Annotated in this window: 15 protein-coding genes and 4 pseudogenes; 10 read left to right on the forward strand and 9 right to left on the reverse strand. The window is 70.3% G+C overall.

Annotation, left to right across the window (positions count from 1 at the left end; genetic code table 11):
• Positions 1–611: 611 nt before the first annotated feature.
• Both ACX9I7_RS25280 and ACX9I7_RS25285 read left to right on the forward strand, forming a co-directional pair.
• A complete protein-coding gene (locus ACX9I7_RS25280) occupies positions 612–1,511 on the forward strand; it encodes a transposase (RefSeq protein ID WP_459388604.1) in 900 nt (299 codons plus the stop codon).
• Positions 1,421–1,642: pseudogene (locus ACX9I7_RS25285) on the forward strand (hypothetical protein); the annotation flags it as partial. The gene ACX9I7_RS25280 and the pseudogene ACX9I7_RS25285, both read left to right, overlap by 91 nt.
• Before the next feature lie 12 nt (positions 1,643–1,654).
• Here ACX9I7_RS25285 and ACX9I7_RS25290 read toward each other — a convergent pair.
• Positions 1,655–2,734, reverse strand: a complete 1,080-nt coding sequence (locus tag ACX9I7_RS25290) for a hypothetical protein (RefSeq protein ID WP_459388605.1) — start codon at positions 2,732–2,734, stop codon at positions 1,655–1,657.
• A 333-nt stretch (positions 2,735–3,067) separates the two neighbouring features.
• Here ACX9I7_RS25290 and ACX9I7_RS25295 point away from each other — a divergent pair, with 333 nt between their 5' ends.
• Together ACX9I7_RS25295 and ACX9I7_RS25300 are read left to right on the forward strand one after the other, a co-directional pair.
• A complete protein-coding gene (locus ACX9I7_RS25295; protein ID WP_459388606.1) occupies positions 3,068–3,910 on the forward strand; it encodes a CAP domain-containing protein in 843 nt (280 codons plus the stop codon).
• 175 nt (positions 3,911–4,085) lie between these two features.
• Positions 4,086–5,321 (forward strand): MFS transporter, encoded by a 1,236-nt coding sequence (locus tag ACX9I7_RS25300; protein ID WP_459388607.1) that lies wholly within the window; start codon positions 4,086–4,088, stop codon positions 5,319–5,321.
• A gap of 393 nt (positions 5,322–5,714) precedes the next feature.
• On the opposite strand, the pseudogene ACX9I7_RS25305 reads toward ACX9I7_RS25300, so the two are convergent.
• From ACX9I7_RS25305 to ACX9I7_RS25325, 5 genes and pseudogenes are all read right to left on the reverse strand, one after another.
• Positions 5,715–5,989, reverse strand: a pseudogene (locus tag ACX9I7_RS25305) (macro domain-containing protein); the annotation flags it as partial.
• 3 nt (positions 5,990–5,992) lie between these two features.
• Positions 5,993–7,855, reverse strand: a complete 1,863-nt coding sequence (locus ACX9I7_RS25310; RefSeq protein WP_459388608.1) for a peroxidase family protein — start codon at positions 7,853–7,855, stop codon at positions 5,993–5,995.
• Positions 7,852–9,765 (reverse strand): GMC family oxidoreductase, encoded by a 1,914-nt coding sequence (locus ACX9I7_RS25315; RefSeq protein WP_459388609.1) that lies wholly within the window; start codon positions 9,763–9,765, stop codon positions 7,852–7,854. Before ACX9I7_RS25315 ends, ACX9I7_RS25310 begins: the two co-directional genes overlap by 4 nt.
• Complete coding sequence (locus ACX9I7_RS25320; RefSeq protein WP_387573685.1) at positions 9,762–10,175, reverse strand: hypothetical protein; 414 nt, start codon at positions 10,173–10,175, stop codon at positions 9,762–9,764. Before ACX9I7_RS25320 ends, ACX9I7_RS25315 begins: the two co-directional genes overlap by 4 nt.
• A 387-nt stretch (positions 10,176–10,562) precedes the next feature.
• A pseudogene (locus ACX9I7_RS25325) lies at positions 10,563–10,730 on the reverse strand (macro domain-containing protein); the annotation flags it as partial.
• Between the two features lie 412 nt (positions 10,731–11,142).
• On the opposite strand from ACX9I7_RS25325, the gene ACX9I7_RS25330 reads away from it, so the two are divergent.
• The 3 genes and pseudogenes from ACX9I7_RS25330 to ACX9I7_RS25340 all read left to right on the forward strand — a co-directional run bounded on the left by ACX9I7_RS25330 (position 11,143) and on the right by ACX9I7_RS25340 (position 12,136).
• Entirely contained in the window at positions 11,143–11,478 is a 336-nt protein-coding gene (locus tag ACX9I7_RS25330) for a hypothetical protein (protein WP_459388610.1), read from the forward strand.
• A gap of 54 nt (positions 11,479–11,532) precedes the next feature.
• Positions 11,533–11,712 (forward strand): annotated as a pseudogene (locus ACX9I7_RS25335) (SDR family NAD(P)-dependent oxidoreductase); the annotation flags it as partial.
• An 82-nt stretch (positions 11,713–11,794) separates the two neighbouring features.
• Positions 11,795–12,136 carry an SDR family NAD(P)-dependent oxidoreductase gene (locus ACX9I7_RS25340; RefSeq protein ID WP_459388611.1) on the forward strand — a complete coding sequence of 114 codons (342 nt, stop codon included), beginning with the start codon at positions 11,795–11,797 and terminating at the stop codon, positions 12,134–12,136.
• Positions 12,137–12,153: 17 nt separating this feature from the next.
• Here ACX9I7_RS25340 and ACX9I7_RS25345 read toward each other — a convergent pair whose 3' ends face one another.
• Complete coding sequence (locus tag ACX9I7_RS25345) at positions 12,154–12,777, reverse strand: TetR/AcrR family transcriptional regulator (RefSeq protein WP_459388612.1); 624 nt, start codon at positions 12,775–12,777, stop codon at positions 12,154–12,156.
• Between the two features lie 67 nt (positions 12,778–12,844).
• On the opposite strand from ACX9I7_RS25345, the gene ACX9I7_RS25350 reads away from it, so the two are divergent.
• Together ACX9I7_RS25350 and ACX9I7_RS25355 are read left to right on the forward strand one after the other, a co-directional pair.
• Positions 12,845–13,039 (forward strand): hypothetical protein, encoded by a 195-nt coding sequence (locus ACX9I7_RS25350; RefSeq protein ID WP_459388613.1) that lies wholly within the window; start codon positions 12,845–12,847, stop codon positions 13,037–13,039.
• A gap of 227 nt (positions 13,040–13,266) precedes the next feature.
• Positions 13,267–14,463: an alpha/beta hydrolase family protein gene (locus tag ACX9I7_RS25355; protein ID WP_459388614.1), complete on the forward strand. Its 1,197-nt coding sequence runs from the start codon at positions 13,267–13,269 to the stop codon at positions 14,461–14,463.
• A 700-nt stretch (positions 14,464–15,163) separates the two neighbouring features.
• On the opposite strand, the gene ACX9I7_RS25360 is transcribed toward ACX9I7_RS25355, so the two are convergent.
• Entirely contained in the window at positions 15,164–15,847 is a 684-nt protein-coding gene (locus tag ACX9I7_RS25360; RefSeq protein WP_459388615.1) for a response regulator, read from the reverse strand.
• Positions 15,844–17,040, reverse strand: coding sequence for a sensor histidine kinase (locus ACX9I7_RS25365; protein WP_459388616.1), 1,197 nt, complete (start codon positions 17,038–17,040; stop codon positions 15,844–15,846). Before ACX9I7_RS25365 ends, ACX9I7_RS25360 begins: the two co-directional genes overlap by 4 nt.
• 142 nt (positions 17,041–17,182) lie before the next feature.
• Between ACX9I7_RS25365 and ACX9I7_RS25370 the strand changes: the two genes are divergently transcribed.
• Entirely contained in the window at positions 17,183–17,929 is a 747-nt protein-coding gene (locus tag ACX9I7_RS25370) for an ABC transporter ATP-binding protein (RefSeq protein ID WP_459388617.1), read from the forward strand.
• The last annotated feature ends 63 nt before the right edge of the window (positions 17,930–17,992 follow it).

Raw genomic sequence — 17,992 nt, forward strand, 5'->3', positions numbered from 1 at the left:
GCCCAAGTGGGTGATTCGCCCGATAAGCATCACGCGATGGCCTTTTCGCGAAATGGAACGCGATGAGACGGACCCGCAAACGCCGCCCGGCCGGGGGTGCGGGGGGCTTGCCGGGAGCCCTGTTGCCTCCGGTCGGTCCTGATGAATGCCATGATGGGATCGTCGGATTGCCGACATGGGGCATCGGAGCCGAGAGCGACGACAACCAACCCACGGGTCTCGAAAGGGAAGAGAAGGGCCGCGGAAAGGACGTGCGCCACTCGAACGGCTGGGACCCCGCACAACGCCCCTGGAAGTGGGGGCCCCTTCCGCCGCGGCCGTCGCCGAGCGGCGGATCAAGGAGTGCCGGCACGGACGGCGGTTGTCACCAAAGCGGTGTGGTGCGTCATGAAGCGGCTGCCCAGGGCGTCCCGAACGAATCCGGGTGCGGCGGGGGGCCGGTGGCCCGTTGCTGATCTCGCTCGCACAAAGGAGGGCGGGCTCAACAGATCGATGCACCACCAGGTGGACGATCACATCGTTGTGGGGTTGTGGTGCGCGATTACGGGTTCTCGGTGGCCCAGCAGGATGAGATCTGGTAGCGATGGCGGGCGGGTGAGTCGTTCAACTCGATGGGCCGGGCTGGCATCCCGCACCGGTTCCGGTTCTTCTTCGCCCAGACCGGCGGTGTCCGGCAGGCTCCGCGAAGGCGCGCGGAGCGACATCTCACGGCCGTCGACCGGGAGGAGACCTCGCGCGGCATCGCGGCCGGCGAGTCTGCCCGCCGCATCGCCCGCCGGCTGGGGAGGGCGCCGTCGACCATCTCACGAGAGAGCGCACGCAACGGCGGGCGCGAGCACTACCGGGCCACCGCCGCGGATCAGCAGGCGCATCAGCGGGCCCGCCGTCCCAAGTCGGCGAAGCTCGCCCTGCTGCCTGCCCTCCGTGCGATCGCCGAGGAGAAGCCCGCGCTGAGCTGGTCGCCGGAGCAGATCTCCGGCTGGCTGCGGCGCCGGTTCCCCGGTGATGCCGCCATGCAGATCTCGCATGAGGCGATCTATCTCTCCCTCTACGACCCGCGCCGTCGGCAGGCCATCGACCGGAAGCTCAAGCAGCGGCTCCGCACGGGACGCCCGATCCGCCAGCTGCGGGCGGTCCGGCGGCCGACAGGCTGGGGCATCATCCGCGACATGGTCTCCATCAGCCGACGCCCGGCCGAGGTCGGACCGTACGGTGCCAGGGCACTGGGAAGGCGACCTCGTCATGGGCAGCCGACCCTCGGCCATTGCCACGCTCGTCGAGCGCACCAGCCGCTTCACAGCCATGGTCGCACTACCCGACGGCATCAAGGCCGAGCAGGTCACCCCGCACCTGTCACACCACCTGCTCGGCATTCCCGCGCAGATGCGGCGCACGTTGGCCTGGGATCGGGGCGGGGCCCCGACTCGGCCTGCCGCCATCCACAGGAGCGCTCTTTCACCTCGACACCGCGACGATCAGCTCCTTGGGTACCGAGCACGGACGCCCGGTGATCACCTCGTGGAATGCCCCCGCCAGCCTCCGAATGCCCGCCCACCGCAGGAACACGGACAGGGAACGGGCCCAAGCCCCGCCCCAAAGTATCCGTCCCCTCAAGGCCGACGCAGCGCAGGGGACGACGTAGGCGGCGTCCCGGCTACGGGTTCTCCTGCAGGGTCAAGCCGTAGTAGTCGACGTGGTAGTCCCCGACCCGCTGCGCGTGGTCGCTCAGGCTGAGGTCCAGCGGGGACGGGACGTCCAGGGCGCGCAAGGTGTCGATCATCATCCGGGCCAGTCGGCGGCCGTCCACCTCGCCGATGCCGAAGTCCCCGGAGTGGTAGGGGGCTTCGAGCCAGTGGTCCAGGGCCGCCGGGCGGGTGGGATGCGGGATCCAGCCGAAGGAGCCCGGATCGGCGATGCCCGGTCCGAGTGGCTCCGTGTCGTAGACGATCTCCAGCCGTTCGCCGCAGGCAAGGTGGAAGAGGATGGGGCCGTAGGTGCCGGGCACCCGGGCGTGGAAGCCCAGGTCCAGCTCGATGCCGAGGGCGTGGGTCTCGGCGGGGAGAGTGTGGAGGAAGTCGCCGAGAGTGTGGGAGAAGACGTCCCAGTCATCGGTGCGCCAGCGGCCGGGGAAGCCCAGGCCCGCGTTGGCGGCGACGCGGCGGGAGCCGAAGAACCCGCCGACTGCGTAGTGCTCGCCGTGTCCCTGCCGCCAGAACCAGTCTTCCACCGGACCGGTCGGCTGGAGCAGCAGTTCGGGGCCGTGCTCGCCGGCGTGCAGCTCCAGCGTGTTCACCCGCTCGCGCCAGCGGAGGAACGGGCTGCCCCACGACGGGGCCGAGTCGTAGAACGGCCCGGGGTCGCCGTACGCGCCCATGACGGGGGCGGGTCCGAACTCCTCCGTCAGCGCCTCGGCAACCGTCCGGAAGGCTGCGGCCTTCCCTGCGGCACCGCCCTCCGGCAGCGCGACGGGAACATAAAGCCCCACGTACTCCTCACCGCCGTGCACGTAGTCCTTCTCGAAGCGGCCCGTCGGCCGCAACCGGGGCGTCCACCACGGGGATGCCCCGGGCTCCGGGCCGATGGCCGGCAGCGGCCCGTCCGGGCCGTCCCGCCACTCCCAGCCGAGGCCCTCCATCACGGCGCGCAGCGCCGGCCCGCTCCAGCCGTCGGTCTTCGCCGCCTTCAGCCTTCGTGCCAGCTCCAGCACGCGTGCCTCGCCCCAGGCCCCCGTCATCGCGAACTCCTCGTTCCGTTCCGTGCTCGTGTGACAGCTCCTGTCACTCGTGCGACAGACCTTGCCATACGGCACTGACAACGGCTCACCCAATCGGCGTCGGTCGCCGAGCGGCCGCCGAGTGGGACGAACCCCTTCGCGAATTTTTGTTATCGGGGCTCCGGTCCGGCGTCTCCCAAGTGTTGGACCAGTACTCAGTGACCCGCATCGGAAGTGATCCACGTGAATCGTGAACCCCAGGCTCCGGCGTTCGCCCCGGACTCCGAGGGCGGTCGGCGCACGCGCCGACGCCGTAGCAGGCGCCCCCGGCGGGCGATGGTCATAGGCGGAACGGTGGGCCTGATAGCCGTCGTGGGCGGCGGGTACGGCGTGGCCCAGTCGTTGTCGGGCGGCGGAGAGCCCCGCGCGAGCGCCCCAACGGCGTCCGAGTCGACCGCGGACCAGGCCACCGTGCCGTCCGGGGACCGTCTCTCCGTGGCGGCGGCCGCCTCGTCGGCTCCCGGCGCGCGCACGGCGACCTCGTCCCCGAACCCGAGTACGCCGGAGACCGCGGGCAAAGGCCGGGACGAGGAAAAGAAGAAGCGGGCCGGGACGGGCGCCCAGGACGGGGCAGGGCAGGATGCCCGTACGTCTGCCAAGTCCGCGGACACGCCTTCGACCGGCGACGGCGGCAGCGGCGGCAGCAACAGCAGCCGGAGCAACAGCGGGAATGGGGACGGGAGCGGCAAGGGCCTGAGCAGCGTCCGCGAGGCCTCATCCGGCGGTGGCGGCGCCAGGGCCGGCGGCGCGAACGGCAAGTACGTGCAGCAGATCGTCGACATGGTCAACGCCGAGCGCGCGAAGGCGGGCTGCTCCCCGGTCGCCATCAACGCGAAGCTGCAGGCGGCGGCCCAGGGCCACTCCGACGACATGGCCGCCCGGAACTACTACGACCACACCAGCCCGGAGGGCAAGGGCCCGGGTGACCGGATCACCGCCGCCGGTTACCACTGGAGCACGTACGGCGAGAACATCTTCAAGAGCCCCCAGGACGCCCGCACGGCGATGGACGGCTGGATGAAGAGCTCCGGCCACCGCTCCAACATCCTGAACTGCTCCTTCAAGGAGATCGGCGTGGGCATCAACTTCGCGTCGAACGGCCCGTGGTGGACGCAGAACTTCGGCGCGTCCTTCTGACCCGCTCGTGACCGCGCGGGCCGGCGGCGTCCTACCGCCGGCCCGCGCGGCACCACCTCCGCTTCCCGGCCTCCGCTTTCTGGCCTCCAGCCCGCTCACCCTGCTCGAAGTGGCCCACGGACATTGCCTTCAATTGGCCTCCTTGCGTGATCCAATACCTGTGTACTGTCAAGGCATGCCCCAGCTCCTTCCGCCCACCGGGCCGCAACGCACTCTCGCCCTCGCGCAGTTGAGCAACTCCGTCGGCGACGGCACCTACTACGTCACCTCGGCCCTCTACTTCACGCACGTCGTCGGTCTGGCGCCGGCCAGGATCGGTCTCGGCCTCACCGTGGCCTGGGCGGTCGGCTCGTTCGTCGGTCTGCCGCTCGGCAGAATCGCGGACCGGCGTGGGCCGCGCGGCACGGCCGTGCTGCTCGCCCTCGCGACAGGCTCCGCCGTCGCCTCCTTCCTGGTCGTACGGGGCTTCCTGCCGTTCCTCGTCGCCGCCTGCCTCTACGCCACGGCGCAGTCGGGCCTGGCGGCGGCCCGGCAGGCGCTGCTGGCGGGTCTGGTCCCCGAGCGGGAGCGCACCGGCGTGCTCGCCCACCTGCAGTCGACGCTCAACGCGGGCCTCGCCGTGGGCGCCGCGCTCGGCGGCCTCGCGGCCTCCTACGGGACGGGGACGGCCTACCGGGCGGTCTTCGCGGTCGATGCCCTGAGCTTCGTCCTCTGCGCGCTGCTGCTCGCACGCCTGCCGGCCGTCGTACCCGTGAACGCGCCCCAAGGGCCGAAGTTCGAGGTCCTGCGGGATCGGCCCTACGCCGTCGTCACGCTCCTCAACGCCGTCCTGCTACTCCGGATGCCGCTGCTCAGCCTCGGGCTGCCGCTGTGGATCACGGAGCGCACGGACGCCCCCGAGTGGCTGGTCTCCGCGCTGTTCGTGCTCAACACCGGCGCTGTGGTGCTCTTCCAGGTCCGTACGGCCCGCTCGGTGAGCGGGCTGCCCACGGCCGCGCGGGCCGTCCGCCGCTCCGGCGTGCTGGCGCTCGCGACCTGCGTGGTCTTCGCCTTCTCGGCGGGGCGGTCGCCCGCGGTCGCGGTGGCCGTGCTGATCGCCGGTTCAGTACTGCTGGCGGCTGCGGAGATGCTCCAGTCGGCCGGTTCCTGGCAGATCGGCTTCGACCTGGCGCCGCCCGGGCGCATCGGTGAGTACCAGGGCTTCTTCGGCACCGGCACCACGATCGCCCGCACTCTCGGGCCACTGGTGCTCACAGGTCTGCTGACGGGCCTGGGGGTGCTGGGCTGGTTCCTGCTCGGCGGGCTGTTCCTCGCGGCCTCGTCCGCGCTGTCGCCGGTGACGCGGTGGGCAGCGGGAACGCGCCGTGACGAGGCCCCCGCGTCCGTCGCGGCCGCGCGCTCGGCGGCCTGACTCCGGATCGGGGCAAGGCGAGGACAGAAAGCCCGCACACACACGGGCAGGCCGAGACGTCCCTCACCCCGTACGGAACGCCTGCCGGTACGCCCAGCAGGGGCCTCAGCGACCATCACGTGCCACATCGCAATCACCAACACCGTCGACGCACCTGAACCACGAAGACCCCACCTGCGTGAACGGCAGCGATCTGGACCATATGGGCACCAGAAGACGCTTCCGCCTATCTATGCCAAGTGGGACCCGTCAGAGACCTAACCCCTGTGAAGCTGCTGATAGACGTCCTCGAAAGACAAAGCCGCCGGGGTGCCGCAGCCTGGCGGCTCGGCGATATCCCAGCGGCTCTGTAGGGGCTCGGGCCGACAAACACTCTCGGCGGACAAGCGGTCGTCACGTCACCTGGCGGGCGAACGCCTCGTACGCCCGCTCGTCGAAGAGGACGAAGCGGACCTCCTCCACCCGCGTCTCCTCTCCCGCACCGTCTCCACCGCGATGCGCGCCGCATCCTCCATCGGCCAGCGGTAGACGCCCGTGGAGATCGCCGGGAAGGCGACCGTCCTCGCACCCAGTTCGTCCGCGACCCGCAGGGATTCCCGGTAGCAGGAGGCCAGCAGAGACGCGTCACCACCGCCGGAAATCCGAAACACCGGGCCCGCGGCGTGAAGGAATTACCCAGCGCTACGGCCCGAGCCCCCCGCGACGTGCCAGGGAGCGAATGCGTTCGTCAGCCCGGCGAGGGCGGTGCGCAGCTCCGGGTGGTGCCGCAGGAGAACCGTGAGCATGGTGTTGTCGTCGATCCAGGCCATGCCGGCCTTCGAGTACACCTCGGGGGTGTAGTACTCGGTGAAGAAGCGGTCACTGTTGAGCCGGCGCGAGGCCATCAGGATGAAGATGCGGAACGCCGTGTCGCTGAAGGCGAATCCGGCCGGGAGCTTCTCCGCGTACATCCCGACCGTCAGGTCGACCTTCTCGATGTCGCCGTCGTAGAGCCGCTCGATCTCCTTGGCCCATACCCGATTGTCCGTCATTTCCTCGAAACTCCCGGCGGGCTTCAGCCGCAGCAGCCGCCGGAATTCGTTGTAGCGGGGAACTCCCATTTCCCGGCCGCGCAGGATGTCGGTGGCGGCGAGGTCCTGCAGATGGCCGTCCGGGCGCTCGTACTCCTGCAGGAACCTGGGGAAGTTGTGCAGGGTCACCAGACCCGGGGGGAGCGTTCCGAAGCTGTAGAGCAGGTCTGCCGCGTCCGTGCTCTGAAGGACCCGCAGCGCCGCGGGGCCGGCGATGTCCCGGAAGGTGCACTGGCGCAGCGTGGCGTTGTCGGCGGCAGAGCGCAGGTGCCATTCGTCGCGGATGAGCGGGTGCATGCGGTAGACGGCGGCGAATTCCTCGGTGAGGGCGTACGGGATGCCGTAGTGGTCGGTCTCGCCGCCGGGGATGCCGCTGATGACCTCGCTGTCACTGATCCGGCCGAACAGGTTGTGGACGCGCTCTCCGGCAACGCCCCACCAGTTGGCGCGCAGCGCCTTGACGGTGGTGGGGTGGCTGATCACCGCCGGCGTCCACTCCGTGGTGTGGATCTTGGCGAGGAGGGCCGCGTTGACGAGCCGGGCGCGCTGGAACAGTTCTTCGTCGCTCCAGTTCGGGTACGCGGCGTGCAGGTGGTCGCAGATCGCGTTGTGTTCCCGGGTGAACAGGTCGTGCATCATGGCCAGGCCCAGCCAGAAGCCGGGGACGGAGGTGGGGTCGGGAACGGCGCCCGAAGCCGGTGGGACGCGTTCGTCGTCCCACAGGTGGAGTTTGCCCAGCGCTCCGGTGCGCTTCCAGCGCTGTTCCTCCTCGTTCGCCCCATAGATCTGGGAGGCGTCCCACCAGTGGGAGAAGACGTTGACGCGGGTGTCGGGCGTTCCCGCCGGGGCCTTCGGGTCCCTGGTCGGGTCATCCGGCGTCCGCATGATCCGCATGGGCCGCTCGGGCCAGGTGTCGTCGTCCATGAGCGGCACTTCCCAGGGCCGGTCCGTGGGGCTGGTGCCGTGACTGAACCAGTCGCGGATCATGAACTGCAGCCAGGCCGCGACCAGGGAGTTGACCGATTCGGCCGCGATGAGCTCGCGGCGGGTGAGCACGGCGCGGCTGACCTCGCGCGGATTGGGCCGGGACAGCACGTCCTCGACCGTGGTGGGGGCGATCGCGTCGAGCGGAATGTTGCGGCCGAAGCGGGTGCCCGCCATGCCCATGCGCGGCTCGTCGAGGTCGTTGTAGCTGCCGTCGGCGGACCGGTTGACCTTGTGGTCCCCGGACGGCGGCCCGGGGTCGGGCAGGTTGACCGAGGGCAGTCGGTTGGTGTCGTGGAGGTTCTTCTGACGGAGCCTGACCCGTAGACCGAAAAGGACCAGCAGGCCGGGGGTGACGGCGAGTTTGTCCCAGCCGACGCGCCGGTCGACGTAGGCGGCGATGCCGGTGACGATCCTCCAGGGGAGGGTGGAGCGGTATCCGGAACCGGACCGGCGGGGGGTGCGTCGTCGCGTGCTCATGGCGGTACTCCTTGGGCGTCGGCGAGTATCACGTCGCTCGCCTTCTCACTGATCATGTAGACCGGAGTGACGATGAAGAATCCGGGGATGCGGGGGAAGATCGAGGCGTCCACGATCCTCAGGCCGCCCACGCCGCGCACCCGGAAACGGCTGTCCACGACGGCCTCCGGGGCGTCGGCCCGGCCCATCCTGCAGGTGCACGACGCGTGGTGGCCCCACGCCTCGTCCTGGACGAAACGGCGGATCTGTTCGTGGTCGCGGATCTCCTCGCCGGGCCACAGCTCCTGGAGGATCACGGACCCGGCCTTGCGGTTCATGCGGCGCACGAAGCACACGGCCTCCACCACCGCCTCGAGGTCCAGGCCGTCCTTGTCCGTACCTTCGGTGAAGTAGTGGAAGTTCACCAGCGGAGTGTCGAGGGGGTCGGTGGACCGCAGCCGCACCCGGCCCCCCGTGTTGCGCGTGCGGCTCTTGAGGACTGCCCAGGTGAACCGGTCCCTGTGGCGTGTCAGGTCGCGCGAGTAGCCGGGGAAGTAGCCGCGGAAGTCGAAGGGCCCGCCGAAGATGAACAGGTCGGGCGCGTCCAGCTCCGGGCGGGACTTACGGGTGATACCGACGACGGCACCATTGGTCGTGTACAGACCTTCGCCGCGCTGCCAGGCGCGGTAGCAACGGTCCGGCTCGGTTCCGGGCGCGGGCGCGTGGAAGTCGCAGTCCTTGAGGACCGGGAACTCCCGGTCCATCCGGCTGACCACACCGACCTCGTAGCGGTCCTGCAGGTTGGCGCCCACGCCCTCCAGATCGACGCGCACGGGAATGCCGTGCCGCTCCAGTTCCTCGCGCGGACCGATGCCGGAGAGCATCAGCAGCTGAGGGGTGTTGAAGGCCCCGGCCGCCAGGACGACCTCGCGGGAGGCCAGCACCCTGTACCGGGCCGGCTGCCCGGTGCCGTGCGGGCTGAGCGGGTCGGCGCGATAGGCGTGCGGCAGGTCCAGGCAGTCGACGCCGACGGCCCTTCCGTCGTCGTCCAGCACGATGCGCTCGGCCAGGGTGTGCGTACGGATGACGAGGTGGCCGGGGTGGCCGCGCTGTACGGCCAGGACGCGCTCACGCGCGGCGCTGCGGCGCCCGCCGGTCGTGGAGAGGGGAATCTGCCAGAGCCCTTGCAGGGCATCCGTCTGCACCGACCAGTCATTGGGGTCGACGAGGTGTTCCAGCCCTTCCTCCGGACGTAGCGGTCGGTGGAGGAAATCCGCGAGCGTCTCTTCCGCTGCCGAGAGGATGACCTTCAGCAGCTGCTTGTCCTGGACGATCAGCTCGGGGTTCGCTAGAGCGGTCGTCAACCAGCCGTCGAATCCGTGCCGCGAATAGTTGCGGTACTTGTCGGCGATAAAGGGCAGTCGCTTCACGAGCTCGGCCAGTAGGGGGTTCGCGGGCGGCTTCCTGGGCCTGTCCCGGTACTCGCAGCGCTCCAGCCGCTCGAAGTAGCCGCGCATGGCGGTGCTGTTCCACGAGGCGTCGCCGGTCTCCTCGGCTATCGCGTCCCAGTCCTGGTTGTACGGATAAACGGTGATCAGCGCGTGGTGCGCGGTGCAGCCGCCGAGCGTCCCGGCGCGCGGGTAGAGGATGCCCTGGTCCGGCACGATCTTGCTGTCGCGCCGGTGCCGCTGTTCGTCGGCGTAGTGCCGTACGAAGTAGTCCCAGCGCTGGACGGGATCCTCGGAGGCGTCGGCGTGGAAGGCGGGCACCGCGTAGTTGTCGTTTTCGTCGGCGCCGCCCGCGTCGAGCAGCAGGACGCGCATCCCCGCGGCGGCGAGGTTGGCCGCCAGCGGTCCACCCCCTGCGCCCGCGCCGACGACGATGTAGTCGAAGCCGGTCTCGACGGCGGAAGCGTGAGGCTCCGCGGTCACTTCCGCTTCCTCTTCCCGCAGTCGTCGGTGACGGAGGCGGTCGCGCTGATGGCCAGGACCGTGTTGGTGGCCGAGATGAGGGTGGTCAGTGCCGCCGTGCGGGGTGCGAGTTGGCCGCGGATGCCGAGTCCGGCCGCCGTCGCGGTGTCGCTGCCGTGGATCAGAATGCCCTCGCGCAGGTCCTCCCGGAGCCGCTCGCCGTGGTTGGTCAGCAGATCGAGGCCGAGGAGGATCGTACGGATCCCGAAGAGCCGGAAGGCATAGACGGCCGCCGGGCTGAGCTCACGGTCGGGGTCGAGGCGGTGGATGAGCACAGAGGGCATCAGCAGGCCGGTGACCCCGTTGAGGAGCCGGACCCCGGCGAGTGCGTACACCGTGACGGGGCGGCGGGTGGCACTGTTCTTGGCCATGTTGTCTCCCCCGGAAACGCAGGGTCACTGATTTCCACGCTATGGGTGCGGCGGGCCGGACGCACCTTGGGGGATCGCCCCCTCTCGGAATGCCTGCACTGTCTCGTCGAAGGCGGGGTCTGCGAAGTAGTGCGAATGGCCCGAGGTCGCCGGGTGGCAAGGGTTCCCTTTCCGTCGCCCGAAACGCGAGGGTCGAGGAGCCGCTGGTCGATCGGGAGCTTCCCTCCGGGGTCCTTCGGGGGTGGTTCGAGCACCCAGCCACCGATCGGATCGCTCAGCCGGTGGAGATTGCGCCAGCACCAGCGGTGTGGATCGGCGGGCTGCCGTATGTGAGCAGACGGATCCGCGTGCCGGCTTTGGCCGCGCTCCGCAGGACCAGGGCGGCGCCGCGATGCGCGCCGCGTCCTCCATGGGCCGGCGGTAGACGCCCGTGGAGATCGCCAGGAAGGCGACCGTCATCGCGCCCGGTTCGTCCGCGACCCGCAGGGATTCCCGGTAGCAGGAGGCCAGCAGCGACTCGTCGCCGCCGGAAACCCGGAACACCGGGCCCACGGTGATGAGCGTTCACCCACCGTCTTCGCACGGCATGAGCCCCGGAACGCGGTCCGCATACGGCGCGGCAGTCGAGGCGGATCCGGCCTCCGGTCCGGAGAGTCCGGCAGCCGTGCTGACGGCGTCGATGAAGGCTCGGGCTACCGGATCAGGAGTCGCTACGCAGGACCTGGGCCTGGTGAACGGCGAGAAGCCGCCGACATCGGAGCCGACGAACGCGGCCCGGCTCGCCTGCCTGGACATCTTCCACCGAGAGGCCGGGCCTCCGGCCTTGGCCATAGAGGTCGCGGGACCTGTCGTGTTGAGGCCCGTCCCGCAGGATGATCAGCTCAGAGCTCTGCGACGCCGGCTGCATCGCGATGTGTGCACCGCTCGGTCTCCCGGTCAGGCGAGGTTCATCGCCGTACTGGCGGTGATGCTCGACACGCGGGCGAGGGCCGGCGAGCTGGTGGTCCAGCGCATCGGTCACCTGTCAGGGGACGGCCGCAGCATGGACGTTCTCCACCGCCCACAGCACGGCACGGACACGCCACCGCGCCGCCGAACCATCCCCTTGTCGCCCCTGAGCCGGGCCGCCCTCGACCGCTGGCCACCCATCCGCGCGGAGCTGACCGAGAGTCTGAAGGGCAGCGCCAAGGCGCTGTGGGTCTCACTCGCCCACGATCACGCCGGCACACCGCACTCCGACGGCTCGTCCACGCGGCGCCGTCAGGGCATGCCCCTGCAACAGCGCGGCCTTATCCGCAGCTAGAACAGCGGACGCCACAGCGCGGGCCACGAAGCGGGCCCTGAGAGGGAACACGGTATGAACCTCAATCTCATCGGCAAGCGCGCACTCGTCACCGGCTCGAGCGCGGGGCTGGGCGAGGCCACCGCGAGATTCCTGGCGGCCGAGGGCGCCGCGGTCGTGGTACACGGCCGGGACCCGCGCCGTAGGGAGCGGGTCGCCCGGGAAATCCGGGAGGCCGGCGGGACGGCCGACGTGGTCGTCGGCGACCTCGCCGACGATCACGCCGCAGCCGGCGTCGCCCGCGCCGCCACGGCGGGCGGTCCGGTCAGGCGTCCGGATGATCCGGCACCTCGTCCCCGCCATGCGCGAACGTGGCTGGGGTCGTGTCGTCACCATCGGCGGCGGGCTCGCCTCCCAGCCGATGGACGCCCACCCCCAGTACAACGCCACCCTGGCCGCCCGGCACAACCTCGCCGTCTCCCTCGCCCGCGAACTCAAGGGCACCGGCGTCACGTCCAACGTCGTCTCCCCCGGAGCGATCGTCATCAACGACCAGGAACGTTTCGGCAAGCCCGAGGAGGTCGCCGCGGCCGTCGCCTACCTCTGCGGCGACCACGCGCAGTACATCAGCGGAGCCACCATCCGCGTCGACGGCGGGCTCGTCCGCTCCGCCTTCTGAGCACCGACGGCGGGTGGCTAGCCTGCGGTGCCGTCAGGACCGGTTCCCGTCGCCGCGGACGTGCCACCCACCTCGTGGACGACCGGTTCGAGCATGTCGGTGAGCAGGGCGACGAGGCGGGCGTCATCGGCCGTGGCGAGCGCGGTGGTGCCGACGACACCGCGCAGCAGCCACGTCCCGGCGACCAGCGCGAGGGCGAGCTGCGCACGCACGTCGGCGTCCGGTCCGTCCAGCAGCCCAGCCAGGCGAGCACCCACATTGGCTTCCACGCCCTCCCGGACGATGTCCGCCGCCTCGGGATCCGGTGCCGAGCGCAGCAACAGGAGGAACGGGTCGAGCCGCTCGGCGTCGGACGCCGTGCGCTCCGTGAGCGTACGGGCGATGGCCCCCGCCAAGTCGGCGCGTTCGTCGCCGACGATGGTCGGCGGCGCGAAGGAACGCGCGACGGCTTGCGTGAACAGGCCCTGCTTGGAGCCGAAGTAACGGTTGACCATCATCGCCGTCACCCCCGCCCGCTCGGCGATCCCACGCACTCCGGCACCCGCGTACCCGTGCTCGGTGAACTCCACGACCGCGGCGGCGAGGATCGCCTCGCGCGTGGCGGCGGCGTCACGCTTACGGGCGGGTTGCGCAGTACTCATGCCCGGAGCATAGGGGCCGCATCGGGGCACGGAGCAACAAGCCCGCGTCCGGACAAGGATGCGCGACGTGGTGACCGAGGCGTGGCGCCGCGCCGCGACCGGCGAACGGTCCCAGGCCCGCGAAGCGATCCGCAGCACCCTGGCCATGGCCGAGTGGGACGCCAGAGTCGTCGCAGCCATCCTCGCCCTCGCCGGCGACGCGGTGGCCGGCACCGCCCAGTGCGGCGCCGCGTTGATCCTTCGGGGGGTCATGCGGATTTGAGTGGCCGCCGTCGTAGGTCCAACGGTAGGGCCTGGCGTCGTGCCCGTCGTAGGCCAGGACGAAGGTGGCGCTCGACGATGCCGACGAAGGGAACCCCGCGCCGCACGACATAGTCCCGGCGGATGACTCCGGTACCTCGCGGGGGCTACGGACGACACGAACGACACCAGAATGTTTACATCCTCGGGCTGATTCGATATGGAGCTGCGGAACCTAGCGTCGCTCCCATGAAACACAATCGCCGTATCAGCGCTGTCGCGGTGCTGGCGCTCGCCGCCCTCGTCACCGGAACCGGCGCCGGGTTCGCCGCCACGACCACACCGTCGGCCACATCGGTGGCCACGCACGCGTTCGACACCGCACCGGCCACGGCCTCCGCGCCCACGCGGCCCTTCCACGGCACGCTCCCCGCGCCGACCGGCCGCTACGCCGCCGGCGAGGACGTCATCCACCTCACCGACGCGAGCCGTCCCGACCCGTGGGTGCCGTCATCCGGCCCCCGCCAACTGACCGTCACGATGGTCTATCCGGCCGTCCCCGGGACCGGGACTCCGGCCCCATATATGACCCTCGCCGAGGCAGCCGGACACATCCGGCGCGCGAAGATACCGGCGAGCTCCGGCATCACCCCGCAGAACCTTTCCAGCGTCACCACTCACGCCTTCGACGGCGCACGGCCGCAGCGCGGCAAGCATCCGCTGGTGGTCCTCTCCCCCGGGTTCGGGGACCCACGCATGGTGCTCACCTCGCTCGCGACCGACCTGGCCAGTCACGGCTACGTCGTCGCGCTCGTCGGCCACACCCACGAGGACAGCGGCGAGACGCTGGCGAACGGCCAGACGCCGCCGTGCGCGATCTGCGATGACCCGAACCGCGACATGGACACGGTCACCGCCAGCCGCGCGCTGGACGTGTCCTTCGTGATCGACCAGTTGACGCATGGCAATACCGCGTGGCCCCTGGCACACCTCATCGACAAGCACGAGATCGGCATGGCCGGACACTCCATCGGCGGAGCGACGGCCGCCACCACGATGATCGCCGACCCGCGAGTACGGGCCGGAGCGAACATGGACGGCAAGTTCTACCCGGTCCCGATGCCAGGCCAGATCAACCGACCGTTCCTCATGCTGGGTGCACCCGACAGCCAGCGCACCGACACCACGTGGGGGCAGGCCTGGGCCGCCCTCGGCGGCTACAAGAAGTGGCTGGCGGTCACCGGCGCCAACCACCCCAGCTTCACCGACGTGGACCTGCTCGAGGAGGAGGCCGGGTTCCCGACGCCGCCCCTCGACCCCGAACGTGGAATCGTGATCACGCGTGAGTACGTGACGGCGTTCTTCGACCGGACGCTGAAGGGGATCCACAGTCCACTGCTGGACGGCCCCTCACCGAACAATCCGGAAGTACTCTTCCAGCACTAGTGCGGCGCCGCGTTGATCCTTCGGGGGGTCATGCGGATTTGAGTGGCCGCCGTCGCCGGTCCAGCGGTAGGGCTTGGCGTCGTGTTCGTCGTAGGCCAGGACGAAGGTGTCGATGGCCGCGGCCAGTTCGTCGCGGGAGGCGAACCGGCCGCGGCGTAGTAGACGTCGGGCCAGGGTGGAGAAGAACAGCTGTGTGGTGGGTGTTGAAGCGGGGACGGGTGGCCGGCCAGGCCTTCGTCTTCTTCGCGACGTGGGATGAGCGCCACCGGAGGCCCGGGTGGGCGGCCGGTTGGTGCTTGCTGATCCCGGCCTGTGCCGGCGGTGCCGACCCCGACGCGCTCCGGCTGGGCTACGAGCGCATCGGCTGGTCACGGTCCGTCGGGTCGGCGAGGTGCTCGACCTTCCTGACGACGTCCGGGGCAAGCAGCTGGAGCCGCTTCGCGCGTAACGGACCAAGCTCGCCTGCCGCGGTTGGCTGCGCAAACTCGCCGACGGCCGGTTCACGATCGGGGTCGAGAGGATCGGACCGAGGAATAGGGCTAGACGGGCCGGAGCGCGTGGTTCTTCACGGACCACGCGGCGCGTTTTTTAAGTCGGTTCGTTGAGACAGCACGCGAACACGCCAGGTGCAGGTGGGTGAGCTGGCGCGTCTGGCGACCGCGGCGAACTCGTGGTCGGCGATCGTTCTTCTCGTCCTGCCCTACCGTCTACGCGGCACGAGTCCGGACTCGAAGGCGATGATCGCCAGGTGGACGCGGTCCCGAGCCTTGAGTTTGGCGAACAGACGCGCGACATGAGTCTTCGCCGTCGCCGCGCTGATGACCAGCCGTTCGGCTATCTCACCGTTCGACAGTCCCTGTCCGACCAGTGCCAGCACCTCGCGCTCCCGGCCGGTGATCCCCGCGATGGGACTCGGGTCCGCGGCGGGCTCGGTGTCCGGTTCGGGGGCCGCGGGGCCGGACGTTCCGGTGAAGTCCGCGATCAGCCGTCGGGTCACGCTCGGCGCGATCAACGCGTCGCCGGCCGCCACCACGCGGATCGCGTCCAGGATCGCGTCCAGGGCCATGCTCTTGAGCAGGAATCCGCTGGCCCCGGCGCGCAGTGCGCCGTAGACGTACTCGTCGTCGTCGAAGGTTGTCAGCACCAGCACCTTGGGCGGGTCCGGCTCGGCGGTCGCCTGCCGGGTCGCCTCGATCCCGTCCGTGCCCGGCATCCGGATGTCCATCACCACGACGTCCGGCCGCAGCTCACGGACCAGGCGCACCGCCTCGCGGCCGTCGCCGGCCTCGCCGACCACCTCCAGGTCGTCGGTGTTGCCGATCAGGATGGCGAGCCCGACCAGCATCAGGGGTTGGTCATCGACCAGCAGCACCCGCACGCTCATGCCGGGAGCCTCGCAGCCACCCGGAAGCCGCCCTCCGGACGCCGGCCCGCGCTGAACTGGCCGGACAGCAACGTCACCCGCTCGCACATGCCGAGCAGGCCGAAGCCGCTCCCGCCGGCCGCGGAGTGCCTCGGACGGCCCCCGCCGGAACCGTCATCCCCGTCGTCCACCACCTCGATCCTCACTCCTTCCGGCTCGTAACCGACCGCGACCCGGCACGTTCGCGCCCCGGAATGCCGCACCACGTTGGTCACCGACTCCTGGATGATCCGGTATGCCGACAGCTCGATCTCCGGCGGCAGTGGACGCCGCTCGCCCTGCCAGGTCACGTGGACCCGCACCCCGGCGTCGGCCGTGCGTTCGGCGAGCCGCGGGACGTCGGCCAGGCTGCCGGCCGGCGCCAGCGGGGCGGCCTGCGGCATGGCGTCGTCCGGCTCTGCGCGGCGTAGCGCCCCGAGCATGCGCTGCAGCCCGAGCAGCGTCTCCCGGCTGGTGGTCTCGATGCCGGTCAGCGCCCGCCGCGTCTGTTCGGGCTTGGTCTCCACGACCCGTGCCGCCGCTCCCGACAGCACCGTGATGATCCCGATGCTGTGCGCGACGCTGTCGTGCAGTTCACGGGCGATCCGCAGCCGCTCGGCCATGACGGCGCGGGCCGCCCTCTGCTCGTGCAGGGCTTCGAGGTATTCACGGCGTTTGCGATACACCCCACCGAAGACCCACGCGACCGCGAACCACAACGCGATCCCCCCGGTCCACTGGGCCGCGTCGCCGACGCTCTCCCCGGGGTAGCCGTGGATGTCGTTGACGAACGCGGCCGCGACGCCCGCGACGGAGCCGACGGCGGCAGCCTTCGGCCGCCGGGCGGCGAGGTACCCGCCCAAGGCGACGAGCAGGACGAACACGATCAAGGGCCGCGCGCCGAAGGCCTCGCCGAGGACTGATTCACCCAGGACCACCGCGAAGACGGTCGCCGGCAGACGGCGCACCAGCAGAACCGGAAGGGCGAGCACGACGTAGAGACCCAGCATCTGGACGGGCTCAAGGTCGGGGAACCGGAACAGGCCGTCCTCAGGGGTCGGCATCGTCCAGGGGAGCAGCATCGCGTAGAAGCAGGCGGTGGCCGGCACCACGGCCTGTGACATCAGCCAGGTCACGCGCTTCGATGTCGAGAGACGCTGGAGAAGCTCTTCCATACGAAGATCCTATTCAGTGGCGTCGGCTCTGCGCGTCGCCCCGGGGATGTACGCGGGGTACGCCACCGGGCCGATGACCTGGGGAAGAGTGACATCCGCCGGCCGACGCGACGGATCATGGCCCGTTCCTAGATTCATGGCCATGACGAATCCGCCGATGATCGCTCTCCAAGACGCGATGAAGAAGTACGACGACGGCCCGCCCGCGCTGGCCGGTGTGACCTTGTCCGTGGCGTCCGGTGAGTGCGTGGCGATCCTCGGCCATTCCGGCAGCGGGAAGTCCACGCTGCTGAATCTGATCGCCGGTCTGGACAAGCCTTCCAGTGGCACCGTGACCGTCGACGGCACCCGCGTCGACCGGCTCGGTGAGGCCGGTTCGGCGAAGCACCGCCGGGCCTCGATCGGCATGATCTTCCAGTTCTTCAATCTGCTCGACGACCTGACCGTGTTGGACAACGTCATGGTTCCGGCGCAGCTGGCCGGGATGGGCAAGGGTGAGGCGAAGCGGCGGGCCACCGAGCTGCTCGCCTCGCTGGGCATCGACCGGCATGCCAAGGCGTACCCGCAGCGGCTGTCCGGCGGGCAACGGCAGCGGGTGGCGGTGGCCAGGGCCCTGATGAACAAGCCGGCCCTGCTACTGGCCGACGAGCCCACCGGCGCGCTGGACTCGAGCTCGGCCGAGGACGTGCGCCGTCTGCTGCTGGACCTGAACAGTGAGGGCCAGACCATCTTGTTGGTGACCCACGATGTGCAGTTGGCCGCGAGCACCGCGCGCCGCACGATCGAGTTGGTGGACGGCGCGGTCAAGCGGGACGTCGTCAACGACGGCAGCGGTGCCGGCCTGGCCGCCCGCACGCCGCTGACCCGTCCGGCGGGAGCGGTCGGATGACACTGCGCAAGCCGCCGATGCCCCGGCGCCTCTTCGAGGTCGGGTTCCGGGCCGTGGCCCGCC

It is taken from the genome of Streptomyces sp. L500 (assembly GCF_054551825.1).